The organism is Okeania sp. SIO3I5 (assembly GCF_010672085.1).
GTDB lineage: Bacteria > Cyanobacteriota > Cyanobacteriia > Cyanobacteriales > Microcoleaceae > Trichodesmium.
In genome coordinates this window covers 1-25,031 of record NZ_JAAHHT010000139.1, presented here as the reverse complement: position 1 = coordinate 25,031, position 25,031 = coordinate 1, and the positions used below count along the sequence as shown (strand labels likewise).

The following is a 25,031-nucleotide window of genomic DNA, read 5'->3' as shown; positions in this document are numbered from 1 at the left end:
TCTACATTCATAAAAAAGTGTATTGAAAAATACTCTTTCCTCCTGAAAAAGCCGATTCAAGACTTAAACATAACTTGTCTATTTTGTCAAGTTTTATGTTAAGAAAGATGTTTATAAAGCATAGCTTTTTAAGGGGGGCAGGGGGGATCTAATATAGAATCCGGGTAATTAGTTATCGTATTACTGAGGAGTAATGAGTAATGAGTAATGAGTAAGAAGTAAGAAGTAAGGAGTTAGGAGTTAGGAGGTAGGAGTTAGGAGTAAGAAAGGAAATGAAAGTGCATAAATTTTTAAATTCGTATTCATGCTTAACATATTTTAGTTGAGGAAGTAATTTTGCGATTACTGTATAACCGGATTTTATATAAAACTGTATCTCACCAATTTGAGAAACGCTATACTATTTCTCAAAAACTTTTCTACCTGTCTGTTGAGCAGGGGAGTAGGGGAGTAGTAGGGACGTCCTTATGCAACATCCGTACGGGAGAAGTAAACATAACAATAATTAATATTAAATCAGTTAAAATTAGCAAAAAAATGATTTGATATAGCGTTTCTCAGCAATCGTGAGGTACACCTATCTTTATTTGTTCCTATTTCCTATTCCCTGTTTCCTATTCCCTGTTTCCTATTCCCTATTCCCTGTTCCCAGTTAAGTGTTCCCTGTTCCCTAAAACCAAGGAATTTTGTACCTCACGCTTCTTGGGAATTGCTATATATACTAATTAATTGATAACTGAAGTATTGGCAAAGTATAGCATGACAGCGCTTTTCAGTTGAGTAGACCACTAAATTCATGATCTTGGAGTCAGGAGTCGGGAGTCAGGAGTTAGGAGTTAGGAGTCAGGAGTCAGGAGTCAAGAGTTAGGAGTGAAGAGTCAGTATCATTGTGGTTTATTCATATGAAAACCGCTGTAATGCATGAGAATTGGTATAAAAGGGAAAGGATTGACCAAGAAGGAAAAAAATTTATTTCTCGCATTCGTGAGGGGAAAGAATTGATTTGATTTTTTCAGGACTTACGCAAAGAAACCGGGTTTTTATGATAAATCGTTGTTTTTATAATAGATATCTACGAAAAAACCCGGTTTCTGAGTTTGTTTGTGTAAGTCCTATTTTGATTATTGGAGATGTCTAATAGTATCGGGACTTACGCAAACTCTTAGGCAATACGCTATCTGTAGAGGGTGAATGCCATTCGCCCCTACTACATAAGGTGGTTCTGCGTAAGTCCTATTTTGATTATTGGAGATGTCTAATAGTATGATAGTCGATGACTACTAATATGATATCTAAAAGTTAATTATGTCTGAAAATCAAATTTTATTAGCATCGGGTAGTCTCTGGGAAAGACTCAAGCAACAAACTAAATATGCTCTAGAATGTGGCGCACTTCAACCGATACCCACAGAATATGAGTTTGTAGAACAGGATAATATTCGCTTTCTGGTGCGCATTTTGTCTAATTTATCGCGCAAAGATGAAGCTAGAAAACAGCAGGAAAAAAAGAAGGTTGTCACTGGCAAAGATTTTAATCCTTTTCTACCTTATGAGGAGGATTTATTTGTTGCCGATATTTCTAGAACTCATCTGTGTCTGTTGAATAAATATAATGTTGTCGATCATCATTTACTCATTGTTACCAGAGAATTTGAGGAACAAGAAAATTTACTGAATTTACAAGATTTTCAAGCTTTGGGTAGTTGTATGGGGGAGTTTGAAGGTTTAGCTTTTTACAACGGTGGGAAAACTGCTGGAGCGAGTCAACGTCATAAACATTTGCAAATAGTACCTCTTCCTCTGGTGCCAGATGGAGAAAAAATACCGATAGATAGAGCGATCGCTACTGCTAGATTTGATAATGGGATAGGTGTTACGTCCCTACAGACGTTGCATGCAACGTCCCTACCTTTTCGACACGCTTTAGCTAAGTTAGATCCTGGTTGGGTGCGTTCTCCTGTTGAGTCTGCTGCTGAGATACTGAAATCTTATTTGACTTTGCTCAAAGCAATGGGTATAGAAGGTAGTGATGGGATGAGTGGCAAACAGTCCAGTGATTATAATCTTTTGGTGACGCGAGAATGGATGTTAGTCGTGCCGCGATCGTATGAGGAATTTCAGTCTATTTCTGTGAATAGTTTGGGTTTTGCTGGTGCTTTGTTGGTGAAAAATCAGGAACAAATGAATATTATTAAGGAGCAGAAACCTCTAAATATTCTGCGTCATGTTGCTTCTTCGTAGTGGGTTTACCTTTTCTGCAAAGATTCACCCGTTGGTTGAGCAACGCCAGAAATTTAAACCTCAATAAGGTACAGCGCTTGTCATATAGAACCCCTAAGCGTATCTCTAGAAAAGAGGGAGTAGGGGAGCGCTTGTGTAGGCATTGCTCATTCATTGTCTGAGCTAGAATATTTACAACCCTACATTTTTTGAGTCCTGTACAGACCACACTTCTCACACTTCCCACACCTCCCACACCTCCCAATAATAGATCCCAAATGGGTTCTATAGATTACCTCACGTCACAATCAAGACCTTTTAGGGACATTCCATAGAACGTCCTTACTATGGTCTACCCAAATCAAAAATGGGCGTTGCTGAATGATTGTATGATTTTTAGTAGGGGCGATTCGCGTTTGCGCAGCATGACAAATGGAAATCGCCCGTACAGTAGTCAGTAGTCACGCATAGCTTTTTCCTTACTATCAATCTTACTCCGATACGAATTTCATACTTTATTTCAGGAATGCCAAAAAATGATATCCTCTAGTTTGAGTTCTCCTGTTTTGCGATCGAGATTCTAGAATTTATAGGAATTAAAAACTCTAGTCTGACCATTTTTTTGAAAGGCAAACACATCAAAAGATTGTTTGCGCTCGCCTATTTCCATTCCCGGAGTACCAATAGGCATTCCCGGAACACTTATTCCAGCAATATCTGGTTTCTGGGCAATTAAGCGTTTAACATCTGCCACCGGAGTGTGACCTTCTACAAGATAACCCGCAATTTCACTTGTGTGGCAAGATGTCAAATCTGAAGGTAAATTATATTTCTGGCGAATAGTTTGAATTTCTGACTCAGGTTTGACAATATCAGTTACTTGAAAGCCATTTTCCTTGATATGTTCCACCCAACCCTTACAACATCCGCAAGTTGGAGTACGGTAGACAGCAATATTAAGTTCTTGTGGTGCTAAGTATGTTGTTGTTGAACCAGAATTTGCCACGGTATTAGTTGTTGTACTAAAGGTGAAATTTTCTGGCAAACCAACAAAAGACGCATAAGCGGTTCCTAAAACTCCAATAACTGCCACACCAGCAATTAGAGACTGCATCCAATTAGAGAAAAATTTTTTCATAACTATTACCTCAAATAATCTATAAGTGCTTCTGTTAATCATAAACTCTCCAGTCGAGTGGAAAGTCAAGCTTTAATTTCTAAATTTCCCATCATTCCCAAATCTTCATGGTCAAGAATATGACAATGGTAGACAGTCTTTCCAGCAAAATCTCGGAAGGGCATCCGAATTAAAACTTTTTCCCCGGGTCTGACCAACACCACATCTTTCCAGGCACGATAGGGTTCTGGTTTCCCATTCCGACTCAAAACTTGAAAAGCATTGGTATGAACATGAAAGGGATGATCCATAATGCCTGTATTAATTAATTCCCAGTCTTCAACCGTATTTAGCTGAACTTGAGTATCAATTCTTTTTGGTTGATATGACTCACCATTAAATAAAAATGCCATTCCTTGACCAGGTATCATGCCATGGTTCATCTGAAAACGACGTACTTTTTCAGGTTTTGGCAATGCTGGAACTGGGATTAGTTTTGTTGGCAGTGGTACAGCAGCAACCTTTGTTTCATAACTCACTGTTGCTAAAACTTGCGGTTGACTTTCAGGAACATTTCTACCCATCATACCCATACCCACTCGTTCATAAGGCAAATTCAACAAGGAATATTTTCCTGGTTCTCGGTTAGCTTGAATTAGTATATCTGCACGTTCTCCAGGAGTCAGTAACAATTCCGACATTTCTATAGGTTTAGCTAATGCACCTCCATCAGTAGCGATGAGATAAAATGAGTGTTCTTCTAGAGACAAGCGATAAAACCGGGAAGTTGAAGCATTTAAAATTCGTAGTCGTAATAAACCTTGAGCAGGAATGGCAAAATTAGGGTTAAACTGACCGTTAGCAGTAATCAAATTTCCTTCCCTTCCAGTCATTATTGAGAGTTCCTGGGATGGGAGCATATTTCCTTGTTGATCTAGGGCAAAATCTTGCAACACTAAGAATTGTTCTGAAGCAGCTTTGATTTCTGGAATTTCATCTAAGTCTCCCCGAACAATAAATAATCCTGCCAAACCACCAAATAGTTGTTCTGCCACTAAACCATGTAGATGTGGATGATACCAGAACATCCCAGCAGGATGATTTTCAGGAATTTGGAACTGGTATGTCAAGCGATCGCCTGGTGGAATATGAAGAAAAACGTTATCAGCGTTTCCAGTGATGGGAATATGAAGTCCGTGATAATGAATATTTGTAGGTTGAGGCAAATTGTTAGTGAAATTAATCTGAATTGTATCTCCTGGTTTTGCTTCTAGTCTTGGTCCGGGAATTTGTCCGTTATAATTTAGTAGATAAGCTTGTTTATTTCCCAGATTTATTTGATGAAAATTAGCTGTTAAATCAATTTCTAAAATTCCATTTTGGCTATGATTAATTTGAGGATATGATGAAAAAAAATGTTTATTTTTTTGAGTATTTGCTATGCTACATTGAGTTATTAAAGTAGCTATGGCACTACTAGAACTTAGGATTAAAAATTTTCTACGATTAATTTTTTTCATAATTAATATTTTAGAAGTTTTACATTTGATTCAAAATTTTATTTCGGCAAATTACCATTATAAAGTAAAATTATGAAATGAAGATTAATTTTTTTACCTAAGGAGCCAGATGTAATTATCACTATATCTAAACTGAATGAAACCAATAGGAGTAAAAAAATAATGCAAACTATATCTTTCCTCACTCATACCTCAGAATTTCATGTACCCAATAAAAATGATAATTCAAAAGCAGAAAAAGCAGAAGTATAGCAGTCGAAGCAAAGGGCGCGGACATTTCTAAATCCTGTTTGCGCAGCATGACCTAGGAAAATCCTTTGACAGTTTACTATTCTCTATTCCCTATTCCCTATTCCCTACGAGGGAAGGGGTTGGGGTTGGCGGAGAGGTCTCCATCAATCACCACAAAATCAAAATAAATGTTTCTACAATCTTCTACTAAATATATCGACTCTGAGTTAAATAATTTAGCTGATAAAATCGAAAAAGATAGCCCTGGTTTGTCAGTTTTTGCTGCCCGTCAATTTTGTTATCGACTCTATCAAACTCCGGTTCAAATTGAGATAACAAAAGAACGAGATTTGAATATTCTTGAGGAATTTATTCTCAGAGCAAGTATTGAGTTTAATCCTCCACCAACTGAAGTGGAATTAGCACAAATATTGAAGTTAGATCCGATATTTATTCATAGCACTACTAATACTCTTCAATCTCTACAAACCCTGACTCTAACACCACCAGATTCTAGAATTACCATAACTTCTGAAGGTCAAGAATTTTATACAAAAGGTTCCTTGCCACAACCGCCAGAAAATAAAGTTATTTATGCTATTAGTAACCCTCTTTATGGAGAAATTAATTGGCGACTTTCTGCTGCAACATCTAAAGCTCCAGAATTGCCAAATTTAGCAGATTTTATAACCTTTGAAAATACAATTCCCGAGCTTTCAAGTTTTACTATTGAAGAACTACGAAAACAAATTTTAGATTCTAATTTGGCTATTCATCTACCAGAATCAGGGCAAATAGTTAAAAATTTTTCTATTGATAAAGATGCAGAAAAAATTATTTGGAAAGCTCTTTCTATTTTGGTAATATTTGATGCAATCGAAGAAAAGTTAATTTTACAAGCAAGAGAAGGAAATAAAGTTGTAGAGTCGGTGTCAAATCAATTACAAGAAATGGCAGAAAATGGAAAATTTTTGCTCAATGAATTATGTGGTTTACCTCCTGAATCTATAGCTTCTCAAACAGAATCAATTTTAGAATTAAAAAACCAAAAAGTTGAGGAGAGACTCCAAAAAATTCGGCAACAAGGAATTGAAATAATTAAGCAAACTAGAGAGAAAGGGAAGAAAACTTTACCCAAAAATTCCGAGTTTATTTTGTTGCGCGATCGCGACATTAGACCGGAGTTTTTATCTACTCTTAAAGCGGCAACTCAACAGATTTTAATTTATTCTCCTTGGGTGACTGAGGAAGTAGTGGATGAGGAATTTATCCAACTTTTACAAAAGCTAGCAAATAATGGAGTATGGATTTTAATCGGATATGGAATTGCCGAAAAACAGGAAGAAGAAACTAAACCAATGTCGCCTCAAGTTGAGGAAAAATTATTAACAATTAGAACTCCTGAAGATTTACCAGCAGCTCAGATATTTTGGTTAGGAAATTCCCATGCTAAAGAGGTATTAGTAGATAGAAAAGTTCATTTATCTGGCTCTCATAATTGGCTTTCTTATCGCGGAGATAGAAATTTTCGAGGAGAGACAGTTTATAAAGTCACAAATGCTGATACTGTTAGGTCAACTTATGAATATTTACAGGGTAGATTTCAATCTTATGCTGAGAATTTATGGGAGTCTGCAGTTTCAAATCGGGATATTAATTTAGCTGTTAAATCTCTTTGTATTTGGGGTGCTTTAGGTATGGCAGAAATGGCATTCCAAGAATTACAATATCATAATTGGATTGAACTTTTTCCCGTCTGGTTAAAAGTAGTTATTCATGGTTTGAAGTCAAAACAAATTTCACCGGACGAGCCAATTTTTGAGCAAGCAATTTCTTGGCTAAATATAGTTGATAAATCAGATAAAAATATAGAAGATTTACAGTCTGGATGGCAAAGAGTTGTAGAAGCGATCGCTCGTCTTGAGAGTAGGGGAGTGAGGGAGTAGGGGAGATTGAATACTGAAGTAATTATAGAATTATCAACATATACTATATAACCGGATTCTATATAATTCCTAGATAACTAATATCAAGTCCGGTTGAATAGTTATAAATAAAAATGGAGGAGTAATGAGTAATGAGTCATATCAAATCCGCTTAATTGCACATAGATCCAATTACGTCACAATTAGGATTTGAGCATATTGATTGTGAGTTTGTTTAACCGGATTTGATATCAGGAGGGAAGAAGAGGGAATTTTAAGCTATAAAGAAGAGAAAGTTTTTTTATCACTAATTATCCGGACATGATATAAAATCTTACTTTTGAATTTTGAATTTGAATTTTGAATTTCATAATATAAAATCTTACTTTTGAACTTTGAATTTTGAATTTTGAATTTTGAATTTCATAATCAGGACTTACGCAAAGAAACCCGGTTTCTACGGTAAATCATTGTTTTTGACAATAAGCATCTACGAGAAACCGGGTTTCTGGGTTCACCTGCGTAAGTCCTGATAATATCAAACCTTACTTTTGAATTTTGAATTTTGAATTTTGAATTTCATAATATCAAACCTTACTTTTGAATTTTGAATTTTGAATTTTGAATTTCAGAAACCGGAATTTCGATCGCGAACTCAGTGCCTTTTCCTAATTCAGAAATACAATATAATTCTCCATGATGTTGTTCGGTAATAATTTGATAACTTGTTGATAACCCCAGTCCAGTTCCTTGCCCAACTGGTTTAGTAGTGAAAAAGGGATCGAATACTTTTTGGCGCACTTGTTCGCTCATTCCGGTTCCGTTATCGGCAATAGAAATCCGCACAGTTTTTTCGTTGTGTACCTCAGTAGCGATCGTAATTTCAGGAGCATTGGGACTGTTTGAGGTTGTTAAAACATCGATCGCATTGGTCAGAATCTGCAAAAATACTTGATTGAGTTGACTAGGGTAGCAGTGGACTAGAGGCAGTTTTCCGTAGTTTTTGATAATAGCAATCTCTCGACGATTTCCTTTTCCTTTAAAGCGATGTTGCAAAATCATCAAAGTATTATCCAATCCTTCGTGAATATCTACCTGCTTACTTTCTGATTCGTCAAGGCGAGAAAAGTTGCGCAAACCCAGAATAATCTGGCGAATGCGATCGCTCCCGTTTTGCATTGAATTCAGTATTTTGGGCAAGTCATCACACAAGTATTCTAGCTCAATTTCTGCCAATTTGTCTTGTATTGCTGGAGTTGACTGGGTACAGTTCTCTTGATAAACTTCTATCAAGTCTACTAAATCTCGGAAATATTCTTTAGCGGGAGCAATATTCCCAGCGATAAAAGTGATGGGGTTGTTAATTTCGTGGGCAATTCCCGCCACCATTTGCCCCAAAGATGACATTTTTTCAGTCTGAATTAATTGAGCTTGAGTACGCTGCAATTGTTCTAGGGTAGTCTGTAATTGTTGGTTATTTTTTTGTAGTTCTTGGGTTCTGATTTCAACTTGGGTTTCCAGGTTACGACTGTAGTGTTCTAAACGACGATAGAGCATGGCATTTTGGATAGAAATTGCTGCTTTGACGCTCAGAAGATTTAGAACTTCAATCCGCTCTGGGGTAAAAGTTTTGCTACATAGGTAGTTTTCGAGGTAGAGAATACCGATTAGTTTTCCTTGATTAAGCATTGGGGTGCAGCAGAGACTTTTCGGCATCTGTTTGATAAAATATGGATCGCTAACGTTGAGATTCTCTTTGTCGAAATGATTCATCAAGATCCTTTGTCGAGTTCGTTTGACTTTATTAATAATGCTCTTTGGTAGGTTCTTGGTTATATCTAGGGGGATATTTAAGAGATGACAATTATCGCGATTGCAGTAGGCAGCAATTTCCCAAGTCCCACAGTTGTTTAAGACTAGAGCGCCTCTTTGAGCTCCAGCATTTTCGATAATAATGTGCATTAATTTAGAGAGCAAGGTATCAAGTTCGATCTCTTCTGAGAGAGCATGGGAGGCTTTGATCGCGGACGCTATATCTAGGAAGGAAGTTGTAGTGCTAACTTTAACAAGATTTCCCTGGGAGATGCTGTGGGAAATGCTGTTAGTAGAGCTAATTAATTTGACTTGTTGGAGGATGGGAGTAAGAAGTTGAGGATAGGTTTGTTCGAGTTGCTCAGTTTTAGTTTTGCTGCCCCAACGAGAATAAGAATAATAAGCTTCTTGCATATAACCAGCAGCAATTTTCTCTTTACCCCAATCAAGATAGAATTTTGCTGCCAGTTCGTTAGCGATCGCTTCTTCCTGGAGATATTCATTTTCTTTTGCTCCGGCAATGGCAAGGTCATAAAAATCCCCTGCTTCATACTTTTTACCCAAAATCCGATACTTTTCGGCTTCCACTAATTGCCATTTATGCAAATAATTCATCGGTGCATATTCTGAGCGTAGATGTAAATTATCCTGATTTTTTTCTACTTGTTGCAGTTTGCCAAGTTCGGGGGAATACTCCGAAACAGTAGCTAAAGCAATTAAAGAATCATACAAATAAAATTCTGCTTCACAAACTGTAGCAAACCCTCCGAGTAAATACTTTTGAGCTTCAAAAATATCAGCTTTTGCTAAAACCAAATCGTCTAAGAGGAATCTTAAAGTTGCCCTGTGAAGATAAAAATAGAAAATTCGAGTAGCATCATGGCAGTTTAGCAATTCAGACATTTCCTTCCTGCTATCATCTTTGTCAGCTATTTCCAGATGAATGTTATCTGGGTTACCTAAAAGAAATATGATCGTTTCCCAAACAATAGAACAATATTTTTCAGTCATCAGTAACTTGAATTTTATTGTCATGTCAAGATACCCTCTGGTTTGAATCTCTAATTCTTTTAGAGGTTTGCCACACCAGAAAGAATTGATACAAAATCCATGGCTATGATGCCCAATATGCTCAATTTTTCCGATTTCCAGAGCTGCTTGATAACCTGCTTGAAAAATTGATAATGTTTCCCGTAAATGCTCCTGATGATGGTACAAAAATAAGCCTACAGGGACAAAAGTTACAACCGGAATATTTTTATCGTTGGCGCTAGCAGCTAAACGATATGCTAATTTACCAAATTGATTAGCGATCGCTATATCTTTTTTGAACATAAACATAAACATTCCATAATCTGCATAACCAGTTGATGACACAGGACTGTTTCCATACTGAAGCGATAACTTGGTTTGTAGACTACCTAACAACGGAAACAGAGGAGAACTTGCTATATAACAAGCTAGACTCATTTTGTTAGCTATTTTCAAGATCGCCAGTTTTTCACGATTTACCATAACTGGCAAGTGCAAGAAATCTTCTATGGGGCGATCGCTGATCAAATTTTGAATTTCTGCTATTTCTTGTTGCAGTTCAACGGGGGTAACAGGATTTGGAAATTCGACTCCTAATTCCTGTAGAACAAACTCAGCGCAAGCGATAGCATCTAAACAATTATTTTGGGTGGTTAAAGCTTCAACTTTAATCAGATAACTTTCTAGTCGATCCAAGAAACTTTTGCTATGCTCAATGACTGCATCTATCCATTGATTCATCCCTTCAATATCCCCAGAAATCGCGGATGCTTCTGCTGCCAATTCATGCAATTGTAACGTCGTTGCATACTTTCGTTGCCAAGCTTCACTACCAAGTAAGTTAACTCCTATGGTGGCATATTCCCTAGCAGCTTTGTGGGCAGTTCCACTTCTAGCTTTGCGACTAGCAACTAGATTGAGTTCCGCCAGTTCATCCCGTGCAATTTGTTCGGTAATTAAATTAACTCCATAATTGAGTTGATTCACAATTTCAAAAATCCGCCTTTCTCTAGCTGGTTTCGATATGCTCTCCAGTAGCAGTCGTCCGATTTGATAATGGTTCGCCTGTTTTTGATTGTTGGGAATTAGAGAATAGGCAGCTTGTTGGACGCGATCGTGCAAAAAACGATACCCTACATTTTCAATAGATTCAAAATCCACCTCTGTTTCATCATTGCCGATATAGAATTTATGTACTTGACTTTGTAGCAAAATTAACCCTGACTCTAAAGCTGTCCACAAAGCACTCACCACATTTGATTTGAAATTCTCGGCTACAATTGCTAATGTCTCCAAGTCGAACTGGTTGCCAATACAAGCTGCTAATTTCAGTACCTGTTGGGTGCCCTTTGGTAACTTCAGCAATTTTTGCGACATCAACTCCACCACATCATCAGTCAGAGACAGGTTATTAATTTGACTCAGATCGCACTCCCAATAACCTTGGTGAAAATTAAAAGTAATGTACCCATCCTCATGTAATCCTTTGAGGAACTGAGTTGTAAAAAAAGGATTCCCTTTAGTTTTGCAATTCATCAATTCCGTCAGTGGTTGCGCTCGCTCCCTCGCACAATGTAAAGTATCAGCTACTAATTGATTCATATCCAGGAATGCCAGAGGTTCCAGGGTAATAGTATTGACACTTTTGCCCAATTGTTTTAACTCTGCCACCGCTACCATAAATGGATGTATCGGTGAAACTTCATTATCTCGATAAGCTCCCAATAACAACAGATAACTCTGCTCCTCCATCAACAGCTTGATCAACTGCAAAGAAGCTGCATCTGCCCACTGTAAGTCGTCCAAGAAAATCACCAGGGGATGTGTTTGAGCGGTAAAAACCTCAATAAATTTTGGGAATAATAAATTAAAACGATTCTGTACGGCAATTCCTGATAATTCCGGTGCAACAGGTTGTTTGCCAATTACCTGCTCTAGTTCAGGAATGACATCAATTAATACTTGTCCGTTATCTCCAACTGCTGCCAAAATCTTCGCTTTCCATGCAGCAAGTTCGGCATCAGATTCCGACAACAATTCTCCCATTAAATCTCGCAGTGCTTGCAAAAATGCTAAAAAGGGAACATTGCGGTTAAATTGGTCAAATTTACCTTTGACAAAATAACCATGTTGACGAGTAATAGGTTTGTGAACTTCATTGACAACAGCAGTTTTACCAATCCCAGAAAATCCTGCCACTAGCATCATTTCTGCTCTTCCTCCCCCCCTTACCAAGGGGGGCAGGGGGGGATTACTACCAAGGGGGGTTAGGGGGAGATTACTAACTCGCTCAAAAGCAGCTAACAACTGCTCAACTTCCTTTTGCCGTCCGTAGAGCTTTTCGGGGATGAGGAAGCGATCGCTCAAATCTCGCTCTCCTAATTCAAAATTAGCAATTTCCCCTGTAGTTTCCCATTGTTGGAGACATTTTTCTAGATCATGCTTCAAACCCAATGCACTTTGATAACGCTCTTCGGCATTTTTCGCCATCAACTTCATGACAATTTCAATTAGCACCTCGGGTATTTGTGTTCCACTCCCCACACTTCCCACACTTCCCGTACGGACGTTGCATGCAACGTCCCTTCCCACACTTCCCACACTTCCCACACTCCCGACACTTCCCACACTCCTCACACTTCCCACACTCCTCACACTTCCCGTACGGACGTTGCATGCAACGTCCCTACCCACACTTCCCAGACTCCCGACACTTCCCAGACTCCCGACACTTCCCACACTACTCCCTGTTCCCTGTTCCTTGTTCCCTAAAATTGGCATTTCAGCAATATGACAATGTACTAACTCCATTGGATCGTCCGTGGTAAAGGGCAATTCACCCGTGAGTAGTTCAAAGAATGTCACACCCAATGAATAAAAGTCCGTGCGATAATCTATACCCCGGTTCATCCGTCCAGTTTGTTCGGGAGAAATGTAGGCCAGAGTTCCTTCTAGGACATTGGGGTTAGTAAGTTCTTGTTGTTCTTTCGGTAACAAACTAGCGATGCTAAAATCAATCAATTGAACTTGTTTAGTTTCTGCATTAATCAGAATATTAGCTGGTTTAATATCTTTGTGGATGATACGCTTTTGGTTTAGATAGTGGAGAGAGTCCGCTAGTTGAATAGCAATTCTCAGAAATTCGCTAAGATTTTGCTCTGATAATGATTCCAGAATTTTCACCCCCCCATGCCAATAATTAGAGAGAGCGATCGCTCCTGAATCGGGCATAACTAAGGCATAACCATTACCGTAACGTTCCAGGCAAAGAGGTTGCAAAATACTGGGGTGTTGCAGATGGCGAGTTAGTACATATTGGTTGTGAAATTGTACCAGTTCATTAAATTTGGGGTGAACATTGTGCAAGACTTTGATAATGACAGGTTTGTTGTCACTGTTGCGTATCGCCCGATAAACTTCGGTTCTGATACCTTGGTAGAGAATTTCGGTTATTTCGTAACCAGTCAGAGTAATCATAATCGTGTTCGTTATAATTTACAATTCGATGCCTTTGTATTTGGTTTTCAACTTAAAATAATTATCCTTACACTACACTTTTTTTGACACTGACTTTTAATTTTTCTCCTTTATTCGTGATTATTTCAGATCCTAGAGAATTTGTAGACCTTTGTCTATAATAATCTATATTTGGCAGCAGTTTTCAGAAGTCAGAAGTCAGAAGTTAGAAGTCAGAAGTTTTCAGAGAAAGAAAGACCTTAAACCTAGGGTAGATATATCTCGAAGGTTTTTATATGCTGTGATAACAACGGACATGATATAATGTTAAATCCGCTTACTTTGCAGTTGGGAAATTTTAAAAAAGGCAAAAATCCCAAGTAGGGTTTTGGTTTGATGACCAAACTCCTAAAAGGTATGAATTGTAGCGATACTAAAGGATTTGATTTAAAAGAGGCCGTTGCATAATCTAGAGAAGTTAAAAGTCAAAAGTCAGAAGTCAAAAGTTATACCAAGTGTGGGCTTTGTTGCATGAAAGTAGCGTTCTTACAGCGGTTTTCATGATTAGTAGACCACAGTAGGGACGTTCCATGGAACGTCCCTACAAGGTTTTGGTTGTGAAAATGTGGTTCATCAATTTGAAAAGCGCTGTAATATCCATTCCGCAGCTATATTGCTCTTTTTTGCGATGATTGATGTTCCATTTATCTATTGTCCAATAGTTAGAGTTGTGCTGAGAAAGCGTTTTGCTGGCGCATAACTTTTTTTTCTGAACTATCCCTAATCGAAGAAAACCGGAATTTCGATCGCAAACTCAGTACCTTTTCCTAATTCAGAAATACAATATAATTCTCCATGATGTTGTTCGGTAATAATTTGATAGCTTGTTGATAACCCTAGTCCAGTTCCTTGACCAACTGGTTTAGTAGTGAAAAAGGGATCGAATACTTTTTGGCGCACTTTTTCACTCATTCCTGTTCCGTTATCGGCAATAGAAATTCGCACAGTTTTTTCGTTGTGTACCTCAGTAGCGATCCTAATTTCAGGAGCATCAGGACTGTCTGGGGTTGTTAAAACATCGATCGCATTGGTCAGAATCTGGAAAAATACTTGATTGAGTTGACTAGGGTAACAGTGGACTAGGGGCAGTTTTCCGTAGTTTTTCACAATCCCAATATCGGGATGATTTCCTTTGCCTTTAAAGCGATGTTGCACAATCATTAAAGTGTTTTCTAAACCTTCGTGAATATCTACCTGCTTACTTCCTGATTCGTCAAGGCGAGAAAAGTTGCGCAAACCGAGAACAATCTGGCGAATGCGATCGCTACCGCTTTTCATAGAATCCAGAATTTTGGGCAAGTCATCACACAAGAATTCTAGGTCAATATCCTCCAATTTGTCTTCAATTGCTAGACTTGCTTGGGGACACTCTTGTTGGTAAAGGTTAATCAAATCGAATAGGTTGTTAATAGCACTGCGAGCATGGGTTATATTCCCAGCGATAAAAGTGATAGGGTTGTTGATTTCGTGAGCAATTCCCGCCACCATTTGCCCCAAAGAAGACATTTTTTCAGTCTGAATTAAATGCGCTTGAGTACGCTGCAATTGTTCTAGGGCAGTCTGTAATTGTTGGAGAGTTTGTTGTAATTGTTGGTTATTTTCTTGTAGTTCCTGGGTTCTGATTTCAACTTGATCCTCCAGGTTATGACTGTAGTCTTCTAAACGACGATAGAGCATAGCATTTTGGATAGAAATAGCTGCTTTAGCACTCAGAAGATTCAAAATCTCAATCCGGTCTGGAGTGAAAGCTCCTGTAGTTAAATGATTTTCTAGGTAGAGAATACCGATAAGTTGTCCTTGGTTAAGCATTGGGATACAGCAGAGACTTTTCGGTGTTTTTTTGATAAAATATGGATCGCTAACGTTGATATTTTCTTTGCCTAAATTATTAATCAATATCTTTTGTCGAGTTCGTTTGACCTTATTAATAATGCTCTTCGGTAGAAGATTAGTTTGCTCTAAGGGGGTATTCAATAGATGACAATTGCCATGTTCGCAGGATGTAGCAACTTCCCAAATACCAGAGTTGTTTAAAATTAGATCGCCTCTGTCCGCTCCAGCATTTTCAAGAATAATGTGCATCAATTTAGATAGTAAGGCATCAAGCTCGATTTCCTCGGAAAGAGCTTGGGATGCTTTGATAGCGGATGTGAAGTCTAACGAGGCAGTTCTCGTGCTAACTGTAACAAGATTTGTCGGGGAGATGCTGCCAGTTGTGGTGGTCTGGGAACTACTGGATTCAACTTGTTGCAGGACAGGGGTCAGAAGTTGAGGATAGCTTTTTTCTAGTTGCTCAGTTTTAGCTTTGCTGCCCCAACGAGCATAAGCATAATAAGCTTCTTGCATATAACCAGCAGCAATTTTCTCTTTGCCCCAATCTAGATAGAATTTTGCTGCCAGTTCGTTAGCAAGTGCTTCTTCCTGGAGATATTGATTTGCTTTTGCTCCAGCAATGGCGCGGTCATAAAAATCCCCCGCTTCATACTTTTTGCCGAAAATTCGATACTTTTCGGCTTCCACTAACTGCCATTTATGCAAATAATTCATCGGTGCATATTCTGACCACAGGTGTAAATTATTCTGATTTGCTTCTACTTGTTGCATTTGACTCGCAATGTCTGAGTCAGACTCTGGAACAGTAGCTAAAGCAATCAAAGAATCATAAAAATAAAAGCCAACTTCACAAACTGTTGCAAATCCGGCATTTACATACTTTTTAGCTGCTATAACATCAACTTTTGCTAAACTGATATTCCCCAAGAGGAATCTTAAAAATCCCCGATGAAGATAATAATAAAAAATTTGAGACGCATCATCGGATTTTAACATTTCAGTCATCCAAGGTCTGCTATCGTCACTGTCTTCAAGCTTGAGATGAATATTGTCTGGGTTCCCTAAGAGCAATAGTGTTGCTTCCCAAAAAATCACACAATATTTTTCAAATTTCGACAGTTTAAATTTATCTATTACCTCAAGATATGCTCGAATTTGAACTAATAATTCTGGCAAAGGTTTACCACACCAGAAAGAATTGAGACAAAATCCGTAGCTATGATGACCGAGATATTCAACTTTGCCTGTTTCCAGAGCAGCTTGATAACCAGCTTGCAAAATTGGTAATGTCTCCCGGAGATGATTTTGGTGGTGATACAAAAATAATCCCACGGGAACAAAGGTGACAGCAGGAATATTTTTATCCTTGGCGCTAGCAGCTAAACGATAAGCTAATTGACCAAATTGATTGCTTGTGGGAATATCTTTCTTAAAGTGCAACAGAAACATTCCATAATCTGCATATCCAGTTGATGAAAAGATACCATTACCATACTGAATTGATAACTTAGTTTGGAGACTACCCAACAGAGGAAACAGAGGAGAACCTGCTGCACCACAAGCAGGAATTATTCTGGCAGCTATTTTCAAGATCGCCAGTTTTTCAGGATTTTCCATAACTGGTAGGTACAATAAATCCTCTAGGTCGCGATCGCCTATCAAAGTTTGAATTTCTTCTATTTCTTGTTGCAAGACAACGGGGGTTACAGGATCGGGAAATTTTACTCCCAATTGATCTAAAATTGATTCACCATAAGTGATGGCATCTACTAAATTATTTTGGATGCTTAAAGCTTGGATTTTGATTATAGAACTTTCTAACTTATCCATGAAAGTTTCGCCATGTTCCATAACTGCATCTATCCATTGACTCATCGCTTCAAGATCGCCAGAAATCGCGGATGCCTCTGCTACCAGTTCATGCAATTTTAACGTTGTTTGATATTGTCGTTGCCAAGCTTCACTACCAAGTAATTCAATCCCAATTGCCGCATACTCCCTAGCAGCTTTGTAGGCAGTTCCACCTCTAGCTTTGCGACAAGCAACGAGATTCAGTTCCGCTAGTTCATCCCGTGCAATTTGTTCGGTAATTAAATTCACTCCATGATTGAGTTGATTCACAATTTCAAAAATCCGCCGTTCTCTTGCTACCGGAGATATCTGCTCTAGAAGTAGTTGCCCGATCTGATAATGGTTCGCTTGCTTTTGATTATTAGGAATTAGAGAATAGGCAGCTTGTTGGACGCGATCGTGCAAAAACCGATACCCTTGTGTGGGGAGTGTGGGGAGTGTGGGAGGTGTGGGAGGTGTGGGAGGTGAAAGATTCGTCCCTTGGTTCAGCAACGCCACATTTTCAATAGATTCAAAATCTGCCTTGGTTTGATCATTGCTGAGATAGAATTTATATACTTTACCTTGTAGCAAAATCAACCCTTCCTCTAAAGCTTTCCACAAAGCAGTCACAACATCTGATTTTAATTCTCCTGCTACAATTGCTAATGTTTCCAAGTCGAACTGGTTGCCAATACAAGCTGCTAATTTGAGTACCTTTTGAGTTTCCTTGGGTAACTTCTGCAACTTTTGCGACATAAACTCCACCACATCATCAGTGAGAGAAAGGTCATTAATTTGAATAATATCACATTCCCAATAGCCTTGATTTTGATTAAAAGTAATGTATCCATCCTCATGTAATCCTTTGAGGAACTGCGTTGTAAAAAAAGGATTCCCTTGAGTTTTCCGATTAATCAATTCCGTAAGTGGTTGCGATCGCTCAGTTGCACAATGTAAAGTATCCGATACTAATTGATTCATGTCAGGGAAAGTGAGAGGTTGCAGAGTAATATTATTAACAGTTTTGCCCAATTGTTTCAACTCTTCTACTGCCACAATAAAAGGATGTATCGGTGAAACTTCATTATCTCGATAAGCTCCCAACAATAGCAGATAACTCTTATCCTCCATCAACAGTTTAATCAAGTTAAGAGAAGCTGCATCTACCCACTGTAGGTCATCCAAGAAAATTACCAGGGGATGTGTTTGAGCGGTGAATATCTCAATAAATTTTTGGAATAATAAATTAAAACGATTCTGTACTGCAACTCCTGATAGTTCTGGTGCAGCAGGTTGTTTGCCAATTACCTGTTCTAGTTCTGGAATGACATCAATTAATATTTGTCCGTTCTCTCCAACTGCTGCCAAAATCTTTGTTTTCCAGGTAGCAAGTTGGGCATCAGATTCCGACAACAATTGCTGCATTAAATCTCGCAATGCTTGCACAAATGCTGAAAAGGGAATGTTGCGATTAAATTGGTCAAATTTACCTTTGATAAAGTAACCATGTTGACGAGTAATAGGTTTGTGAACTTCATTGACAACAGCAGTTTTGCCAATCCCGGAAAATCCTGCCACCAACATCATTTCTGCTCTTCCTTCTCCCCCCTTACCAAGGGGGGTTAGGGGGGGATGGGGGGGATTACTAACTCGCTCAAAAGCAGCTAACAACTGCTCAACTTCCTTTTCCCGTCCGTAGAGTTTTTCGGGGATGAGGAAGCGATCGCTCAAATCTCGTTCTCCTAATTCAAAATTCCCAATTTTCCCTGTAGTTTCCCATTGTTGCAGACATTTTTCTAGATCGTGCTTCAAACCCAATGCACTCTGATAACGCTCTTCGGCATTTTTCGCAATCAACTTCATTACAATATCAATTAGCGTCTGAGGTATTGGCGTTCCACTTCCCACACTTCCCGTACGGACGTTGCATGCAACGTCCCTACCCACACTACCCACACTACCCACACTCCCCACACTACCCACACTTCCCACACTACCCACACTTCCCACACTCCCCACACTCCCCACACTTCCCACACTTCCCACACTTCCCACACTTCCCACACTCCCCACACTACTCCCTATTCTTGGCATTTGAGCAATATGACAATGTACTAACTCCATTGGATCGTCCGTGCTAAAGGGCAATTCACCTGTGAGTAGTTCAAAGAATGTCACACCCAATGAATAAAAATCCGTGCGATAATCAATACCCCGGTTCATCCGTCCAGTTTGTTCAGGAGAAATGTAGGCGAGAGTTCCTTCAATGACACTGGGGTTAGTAAGTTCCTGTTGTTCTTTAGGCAACAAACTAGCGATGCTAAAATCAATCAATTGAATTTGTTTGGTTTCGGGATGAATCAGAATATTGGCAGGTTTAATATCTTTGTGGATGATACGGTTGTGGTTTAGATAGTGGAGAGATTCAGCTAGTTGAATAGCAATCCTCAAAAATTCTCTAAGGTTTTGCTCTGATTCAGGTTCCAGAATTTTCACCCCCCCATGCCAATAATTCGAGAGAGCGATCGCTCCATCATCAGGCATCACTAAGGCATAACCATTACCGTAACGTTCCAGAGCAAGAGGTTGGACAATACTGGGGTGTTGCAGATGGCGAGTTAGTACATATTGGTTGTGAAATTGTACCAGTTCATTAAATTTAGGGTTAAGATTGCGCAAGACTTTAATAATGACAGGTTTGTTGTCACTGTTGCGTGTCCCTCGATAAACTTCGGTTCTGATACCTTGGTAGAGGATTTCGGTTATGTGGTAACCAGTCAGAGTAATCATAATCGTGTTTGTTATAATTTACAATTTGATAGCTTTGTATTTGGTTTTTAACTTAAAATAATTATCCTTATATCATGTCCGGTTGAATAGTTATAAATAAAAATGGAGGAGACAGGAGACAGGAGACAGGAGACAGGAGAAAAGAATGTACCAGGAGAAAGAAGTGTTTTTATCACTAATTATCCGGACATGGTATTACACTACACTTGTTTTGAGACTGACTCCTAATTTTTCTCCAAATTTATGATTATTTCATATCCTAGACAATTTGTAGATTTTTGTCTATGATAGCATAGTCAAAATTAAAAAATAACAAATTAAAAGTTAAAAAAAATAATAGACTACGGATGGGTTGTTAGGGGCGATCGCTATATGTCAACTTTCCTTATACAAATGCCTAAAAGCTTTACTAAAAGAGGAATCAGGAGACATGAGTCAGAATCAAAGAATAAAGTAGGGGCGGGTTCACTCCAAAACATTGACAAAACCCCAGAAATTACATAAACCCGCCCCGAAATTGGTGCGGGCAATCATAATGGGGCGGGTTGAGAAAATCTTTGACATCAGCACGATGTTCTCCTGAAAACCCGCCCCTACACCCTGGTTAAATAAACCTACCCCTAAAACCAGCGCTAAAATTTCAAACGTTTCTCAATAGCATTTTCAAAACGATCGCTCATTTCTCCCATCTCTAAATTAATCAAAGACACGCTCTCATTCACTAAAATTTGCAAACCACTTTCAGCATTATTCACCAGACCAATTTTCAGCCAAAAATCAGCCAAATTTTCCTGAAGATACGATTCCCAAATCATCTGATTTTCCGGCGCAACAGAAACCAAAATTCGGCAACCACCCTCACCAAACAAAAATTCATCCCATCGCAAACCAGAAACATCAGACAATTGCCAAATAATCTCAGCTCCCAACTTCCCACTAATACAACACTCCGCCAGAGCGATCGCTAAACCTCCCTCACCACTATCGTGAGCAGAACGCACCAAACCTTCTCGGATACCATGACGACAAACTGCCTGTACCCGCTTTTCCAAATCAAAATCTACTTCGCTTGGTTTACCAGCAACCACATTATGAACAGTTGCCAAATATTCAGAAGCAGCTAAATACCTAACTCCTAAATTCCCTATTAAATAGATCAGATCGCCCTCAGTTTGCCAACCTTGCCCACAAATACGAGTCAGATCGGGAATTAATCCCACCATTCCCACAACTGGAGTCGGATAAATTGCCTGGGGAGTACCGTCAGCATCCAAAGTCTCGTTATACAAAGACACATTCCCGCCAGTAACAGGCGTTCCCAATTCCCGACAACCTTCAGCAATACCACGACAACTCTCAGCTAATTGCCAATATCCCACCGGTTTTTCCGGACTGCCAAAATTGAGATTATCTGTAACTGCAACAGGTTCAGCACCTACACAACTGAGATTCCGTGCTGCTTCTGCAACTACTGCCTTTGCGCCATTGTATGGATCGAGGTAAACCAAACGGGAATTACAATCAACTGTTGCAGCAACACCTGAATTTGCGCTCTGGTTGTTAATATCAGAAATTTGCGGGCGTAACCGAATTACAGCAGCATCAGCACCACCCGGTAACATCACAGTATTATTCTGTACTTGATAGTCGTATTGCTGATACACCCAATTTTTAGAAGCAATAGTTGGAGTATCTAATAAAGTCAGTAAAATCTGATTCCAGGTTTGGAAATTTCCCTTAATTTCAATACCCCTTTCCGTAGATGCTGGCAACGATGCAACATTCCATTCCCAAGCTTTTCTGGCATATTCCGGCGGTTCGCTCAATAACTCCCGATGATAAATAGGAGTATTATCTGCCAAAGCAGTAGCAGGTATTTCAGCAGCAACCTTGCCTTCAAATAAAATTCGCACAATAGGTTCCTCAATCACAGTACCTGCCACCACTGCATGAAGTTCCCAACGTTCAAAAATATCAATTAATTCTTGTTCGCGACCTTTTTCGGCAACAAATAACATCCGTTCTTGAGATTCTGAGAGCAAATATTCATAGGGAACCATACCAGTTTCTCGCACTGGTACTTTGTCGAGGTCAAATTCAATGCCAACGCCTCCGTTTGTTGCCATTTCTGAAGTAGAACAGGTGATACCAGCAGCTCCCATATCTTGCGCTGCCACTACTGCTCCTGTTTTGAATGCTTCTAGACAAGCTTCAACTAGACATTTTTCTAGGAATGGATCGCCTACTTGCACGGCAGGGCGATCGTCTATTGACTGTTCGCTGAGTTCGGCACTGGCGAAACTTGCTCCACCCATACCGTCTCTACCTGTGGTGGAACCGACATATAAGACTGGATTGCCAATACCGGATGCACCAGATTTAACAATTTCGGGAGTTTCCATTAATCCCAATGCCATCACGTTGACTAGGGGGTTGCCCGTGTAAGCGGGGTCAAAATAAATTTCTCCACCCACCGTAGGTACTCCGAAACAGTTACCATAATGAGAAATTCCAGAAATTACTCCGGTAAAAATGCGTTTAGTTTTGGCATCCTCTAGGGAACCGAAACGGAGGGAGTTAAGTACGGCGATCGGACGGGCACCCATTGTAAAGATGTCTCGGAGAATACCGCCGACTCCCGTGGCAGCACCTTGGAATGGTTCCACAGCGGATGGGTGGTTGTGGGATTCGATTTTGAACGCGAGTTGCAGTCCGTTATCTAGGTCTACAACTCCAGCGTTTTCTCCTGGTCCAACAAGGATACGTTTACCCGTGGTGGGAAATTGTTTGAGGAGAGGGCGGGAGTTTTTGTAGCAGCAGTGTTCAGACCACATGACCCCGAACATTCCGAGTTCTGCTTTATTGGGGTGGCGATCGAGGCGGTTCAGAATTTCTTGATATTCTTCTGGTATGATGCCTTCGGATGCTATTTCTTCTGGGGAAAACGGAGTTTGTGACATAATTTATAATTGGGAAATTCAGTTAATTTTTTGGCAGTTTTATTATCTCATAAATTATGTCAAACTTAGATCAATTTCATAGTCTAGTAGGGTGCGTTAGGCGCTAGTCGTAACGCACCGAAATATATAGGATAACCCAGAACCCTAACCCAAGGAAATATATAGGATATGCGGTGCGTTACATTTCATTAACGCACCCTACTGAACTTTATTTCAATTTGGGACAGACTTCAAAAGCTAACTGGGAACGATAAAAACATACATCAAACTCCATAAAAAAGTTTAACTGACCTAAAATAATAGGTGGGTCGTTAGATTTCGCCCAAGCAAATGCTAAACGAACGGGTGGAAAATCGCTAATTTTTCCCACAACAACTAAACCCCTTGCTTCCACTGGCGCAAGATTACCTGCTAAGGAAATTGAAAGTCTTTGTTCCTCCCAAACTGCTCCTAACGCTAAACCAACATGGTAAGGCAATACATTAAGACTCGAACCCGTATCCAACAATCCTAAAGCATCCAAAATGCCATCTTGATAGCTTAAATTGATAGGTAGATATGGAAAAACATTGGTTTTTCCAGCTCGATCGCTTTTTTCAACAAAAGGAAACCTTTTAGCATTAGGCATTTTGTTTTCCTTCTTCTTGTTCTAATAAACTCATTAATTTATCCGCTGCATCAGAATAATTATAGGGAGACCAAGTACGATAAGGCTTATTATTATCTAATAGTTCTAACCCTTCTTCTTTTGCCAATTCAGTCATTAAAAACTGGATAATTTGAAACTTATCGGCGCGGGATAAGTGTTTAAGTTCAGCTAATAATTCAGAATTTAACATGGTAACTAAAATCAGTTGAATTGATTATTCCTATTTTATCACTGTCAACTACAAAATTCATTTTTTCTGTCTTTGTTGCTTATAATTATAATTTTCTCCATAGTCGATAGTACCAAATAATTCTAATACTTTCACTTGTTGGCGACGTTGAATATATTCACGCAAAGCTGCTTCTATCAAGTTGACTATTTTCGATAATTAATTATATAATACTGTAGCTTGGTCAGTGAAAATCATCAATTAAAGCTATGGCAGCAAAAGATATATTTCATCCCGTTGTACGTTCAGCATTAGAAAAAGAAGGATGGACTATTACTCACGATCCTCTGTATTTTAAAGTAGATAGAGATAAATTATATATAGATTTAGGTGCTGAAAATCACTTATTAGGAGCAGAAAGGTATGGACAAAAAATAGCGGTAGAAATTAAAAGTTTTTTAGGTCTTTCGTTGATTAATGATTTTCACGAAGCAATGGGTCAAGCTTGGAATTATAAAGTAGTTTTAGAAGAAATAGAACCAAATAGAATTCTTTATTTAGCAATTCCAGAAGATATTTATGAAGATTTTTTTACTCGCCGTTTAGCTAAAATATCAGTAACGCGGATGCAGCTAAATTTACTTATATTTAATCCTATTAGAAAGGAGATTATAACATGGACATAGAAAAATATAGAAAACTAATTAAGTCGATTATCGAAAAACATTCTGAAGGAGATAATGACTATGAGGAAATAGAAACTCAAATTGCTTTTGATTTAGAACGCGATCGCTATTTGATGTTTCATGTCGGATGGTGTGGAGAAAGACGAGTTTTTGGATGTGTGATTCACGTTGAGATTAGGTCTGGGAAAATTTGGATTCAACGAGATGGAACAGAAGTTGGAATAGCTAATGAGTTAATTGCAGCGGGAGTGCCTAAGTCTGATATTGTGCTAGGATACAGGTCTCCCTATATGCGTCAGTTTACAGGATTGGCGACAGGGTTAGTCTGAACAGGACTTACGCAGCAAGGCTGTATATGGTGTATATTTCATAAATATTCAGATATTTACACTACAATTAGTGCCTTTGCGTAAGTCCTTATATATAAAGCAGTTCTGACCAAATTTTAAGGGCGATCTTTAGATGGTACTTTTTTCCAAGCAGAATCGCGAGCTAATTTAGGGGTAGAACCAGAACCGTAATATTCCTTACCCGTATTATTATCCCGGATAGTAGCCTCATAACCTGAAGCAAAAAGGGTCCAATAACTTTTTGTTTGAACGTCGAATCGTTCATTATTCTTAGGCATCAGTTTATACTCCTCAAAATTTCTATTTTAGGAATGCTAGTAAAAGCGAGTTCTACGGCAAAAATCATTGCAAAAGGTAACTTCTCGGAACACTTTTCTTGAGTTCCTAA

The 25,031-nt window shown here is 38.8% G+C and carries 14 protein-coding genes; 4 read left to right on the top strand and 10 right to left on the bottom strand.

Features of this window, described 5'->3' with window-relative positions; genetic code table 11:
• The first annotated feature begins 1,305 nt into the window (after positions 1-1,305).
• The gene (locus F6K40_RS25685) at positions 1,306-2,241 is read left to right on the top strand and encodes an ATP adenylyltransferase family protein (RefSeq protein ID WP_293139938.1); all 936 of its coding nucleotides are present in this window, start codon (positions 1,306-1,308) and stop codon (positions 2,239-2,241) included.
• Here the strand turns inward: F6K40_RS25685 and F6K40_RS25680 are convergent.
• The 3 genes from F6K40_RS25680 to F6K40_RS25670 all read right to left on the bottom strand — a co-directional run bounded on the left by F6K40_RS25680 (position 2,192) and on the right by F6K40_RS25670 (position 4,857).
• The gene (locus F6K40_RS25680) at positions 2,192-2,485 is read right to left on the bottom strand and encodes a hypothetical protein (RefSeq protein ID WP_293139937.1); all 294 of its coding nucleotides are present in this window, start codon (positions 2,483-2,485) and stop codon (positions 2,192-2,194) included. The genes F6K40_RS25685 and F6K40_RS25680 overlap by 50 nt on opposite strands.
• Positions 2,486-2,800: 315 nt before the next feature.
• The gene (locus F6K40_RS25675) at positions 2,801-3,358 is read right to left on the bottom strand and encodes a DUF411 domain-containing protein (RefSeq protein ID WP_293139936.1); all 558 of its coding nucleotides are present in this window, start codon (positions 3,356-3,358) and stop codon (positions 2,801-2,803) included.
• A gap of 65 nt (positions 3,359-3,423) precedes the next feature.
• Positions 3,424-4,857: a multicopper oxidase family protein gene (locus F6K40_RS25670; protein ID WP_293139935.1), complete on the bottom strand. Its 1,434-nt coding sequence runs from the start codon at positions 4,855-4,857 to the stop codon at positions 3,424-3,426.
• A 419-nt stretch (positions 4,858-5,276) separates the two neighbouring features.
• On the opposite strand from F6K40_RS25670, the gene F6K40_RS25665 reads away from it, so the two are divergent.
• Positions 5,277-7,034 (top strand): phospholipase D-like domain-containing protein, encoded by a 1,758-nt coding sequence (locus tag F6K40_RS25665; protein ID WP_293139934.1) that lies wholly within the window; start codon positions 5,277-5,279, stop codon positions 7,032-7,034.
• Positions 7,035-7,607: 573 nt separating this feature from the next.
• Here F6K40_RS25665 and F6K40_RS25660 read toward each other — a convergent pair.
• The 6 genes from F6K40_RS25660 to F6K40_RS25635 all read right to left on the bottom strand — a co-directional run bounded on the left by F6K40_RS25660 (position 7,608) and on the right by F6K40_RS25635 (position 23,808).
• The gene (locus F6K40_RS25660) at positions 7,608-13,334 is read right to left on the bottom strand and encodes a trifunctional serine/threonine-protein kinase/ATP-binding protein/sensor histidine kinase (RefSeq protein WP_293139933.1); all 5,727 of its coding nucleotides are present in this window, start codon (positions 13,332-13,334) and stop codon (positions 7,608-7,610) included.
• 759 nt (positions 13,335-14,093) lie between these two features.
• The gene (locus tag F6K40_RS25655; RefSeq protein WP_293139932.1) at positions 14,094-19,829 is read right to left on the bottom strand and encodes a trifunctional serine/threonine-protein kinase/ATP-binding protein/sensor histidine kinase; all 5,736 of its coding nucleotides are present in this window, start codon (positions 19,827-19,829) and stop codon (positions 14,094-14,096) included.
• 632 nt (positions 19,830-20,461) lie between these two features.
• The gene (purL, locus tag F6K40_RS25650) at positions 20,462-22,789 is read right to left on the bottom strand and encodes a phosphoribosylformylglycinamidine synthase subunit PurL (RefSeq protein ID WP_293139931.1); all 2,328 of its coding nucleotides are present in this window, start codon (positions 22,787-22,789) and stop codon (positions 20,462-20,464) included.
• Positions 22,790-22,997: 208 nt separating this feature from the next.
• The gene (locus F6K40_RS25645; RefSeq protein WP_293139930.1) at positions 22,998-23,417 is read right to left on the bottom strand and encodes a pepsin/retropepsin-like aspartic protease family protein; all 420 of its coding nucleotides are present in this window, start codon (positions 23,415-23,417) and stop codon (positions 22,998-23,000) included.
• On the bottom strand, positions 23,410-23,628 hold the full coding sequence (locus F6K40_RS25640) for a hypothetical protein (protein WP_293139929.1): 219 nt from the start codon (positions 23,626-23,628) through the stop codon (positions 23,410-23,412). The genes F6K40_RS25645 and F6K40_RS25640 overlap by 8 nt, the downstream gene beginning before the upstream one ends.
• A 57-nt stretch (positions 23,629-23,685) precedes the next feature.
• Positions 23,686-23,808, bottom strand: a complete 123-nt coding sequence (locus tag F6K40_RS25635; protein ID WP_293139928.1) for a hypothetical protein — start codon at positions 23,806-23,808, stop codon at positions 23,686-23,688.
• 68 nt (positions 23,809-23,876) lie between these two features.
• Here F6K40_RS25635 and F6K40_RS25630 point away from each other — a divergent pair, with 68 nt between their 5' ends.
• Together F6K40_RS25630 and F6K40_RS25625 are read left to right on the top strand one after the other, a co-directional pair.
• Positions 23,877-24,293 carry a XisH family protein gene (locus tag F6K40_RS25630; RefSeq protein ID WP_293139927.1) on the top strand — a complete coding sequence of 139 codons (417 nt, stop codon included), beginning with the start codon at positions 23,877-23,879 and terminating at the stop codon, positions 24,291-24,293.
• Positions 24,284-24,622 (top strand): XisI protein, encoded by a 339-nt coding sequence (locus F6K40_RS25625; protein WP_293139926.1) that lies wholly within the window; start codon positions 24,284-24,286, stop codon positions 24,620-24,622. The genes F6K40_RS25630 and F6K40_RS25625 overlap by 10 nt, the downstream gene beginning before the upstream one ends.
• Positions 24,623-24,738: 116 nt before the next feature.
• On the opposite strand, the gene F6K40_RS25620 is transcribed toward F6K40_RS25625, so the two are convergent.
• Positions 24,739-24,921, bottom strand: coding sequence for a hypothetical protein (locus F6K40_RS25620; RefSeq protein WP_293139925.1), 183 nt, complete (start codon positions 24,919-24,921; stop codon positions 24,739-24,741).
• Positions 24,922-25,031 lie beyond the last annotated feature (110 nt).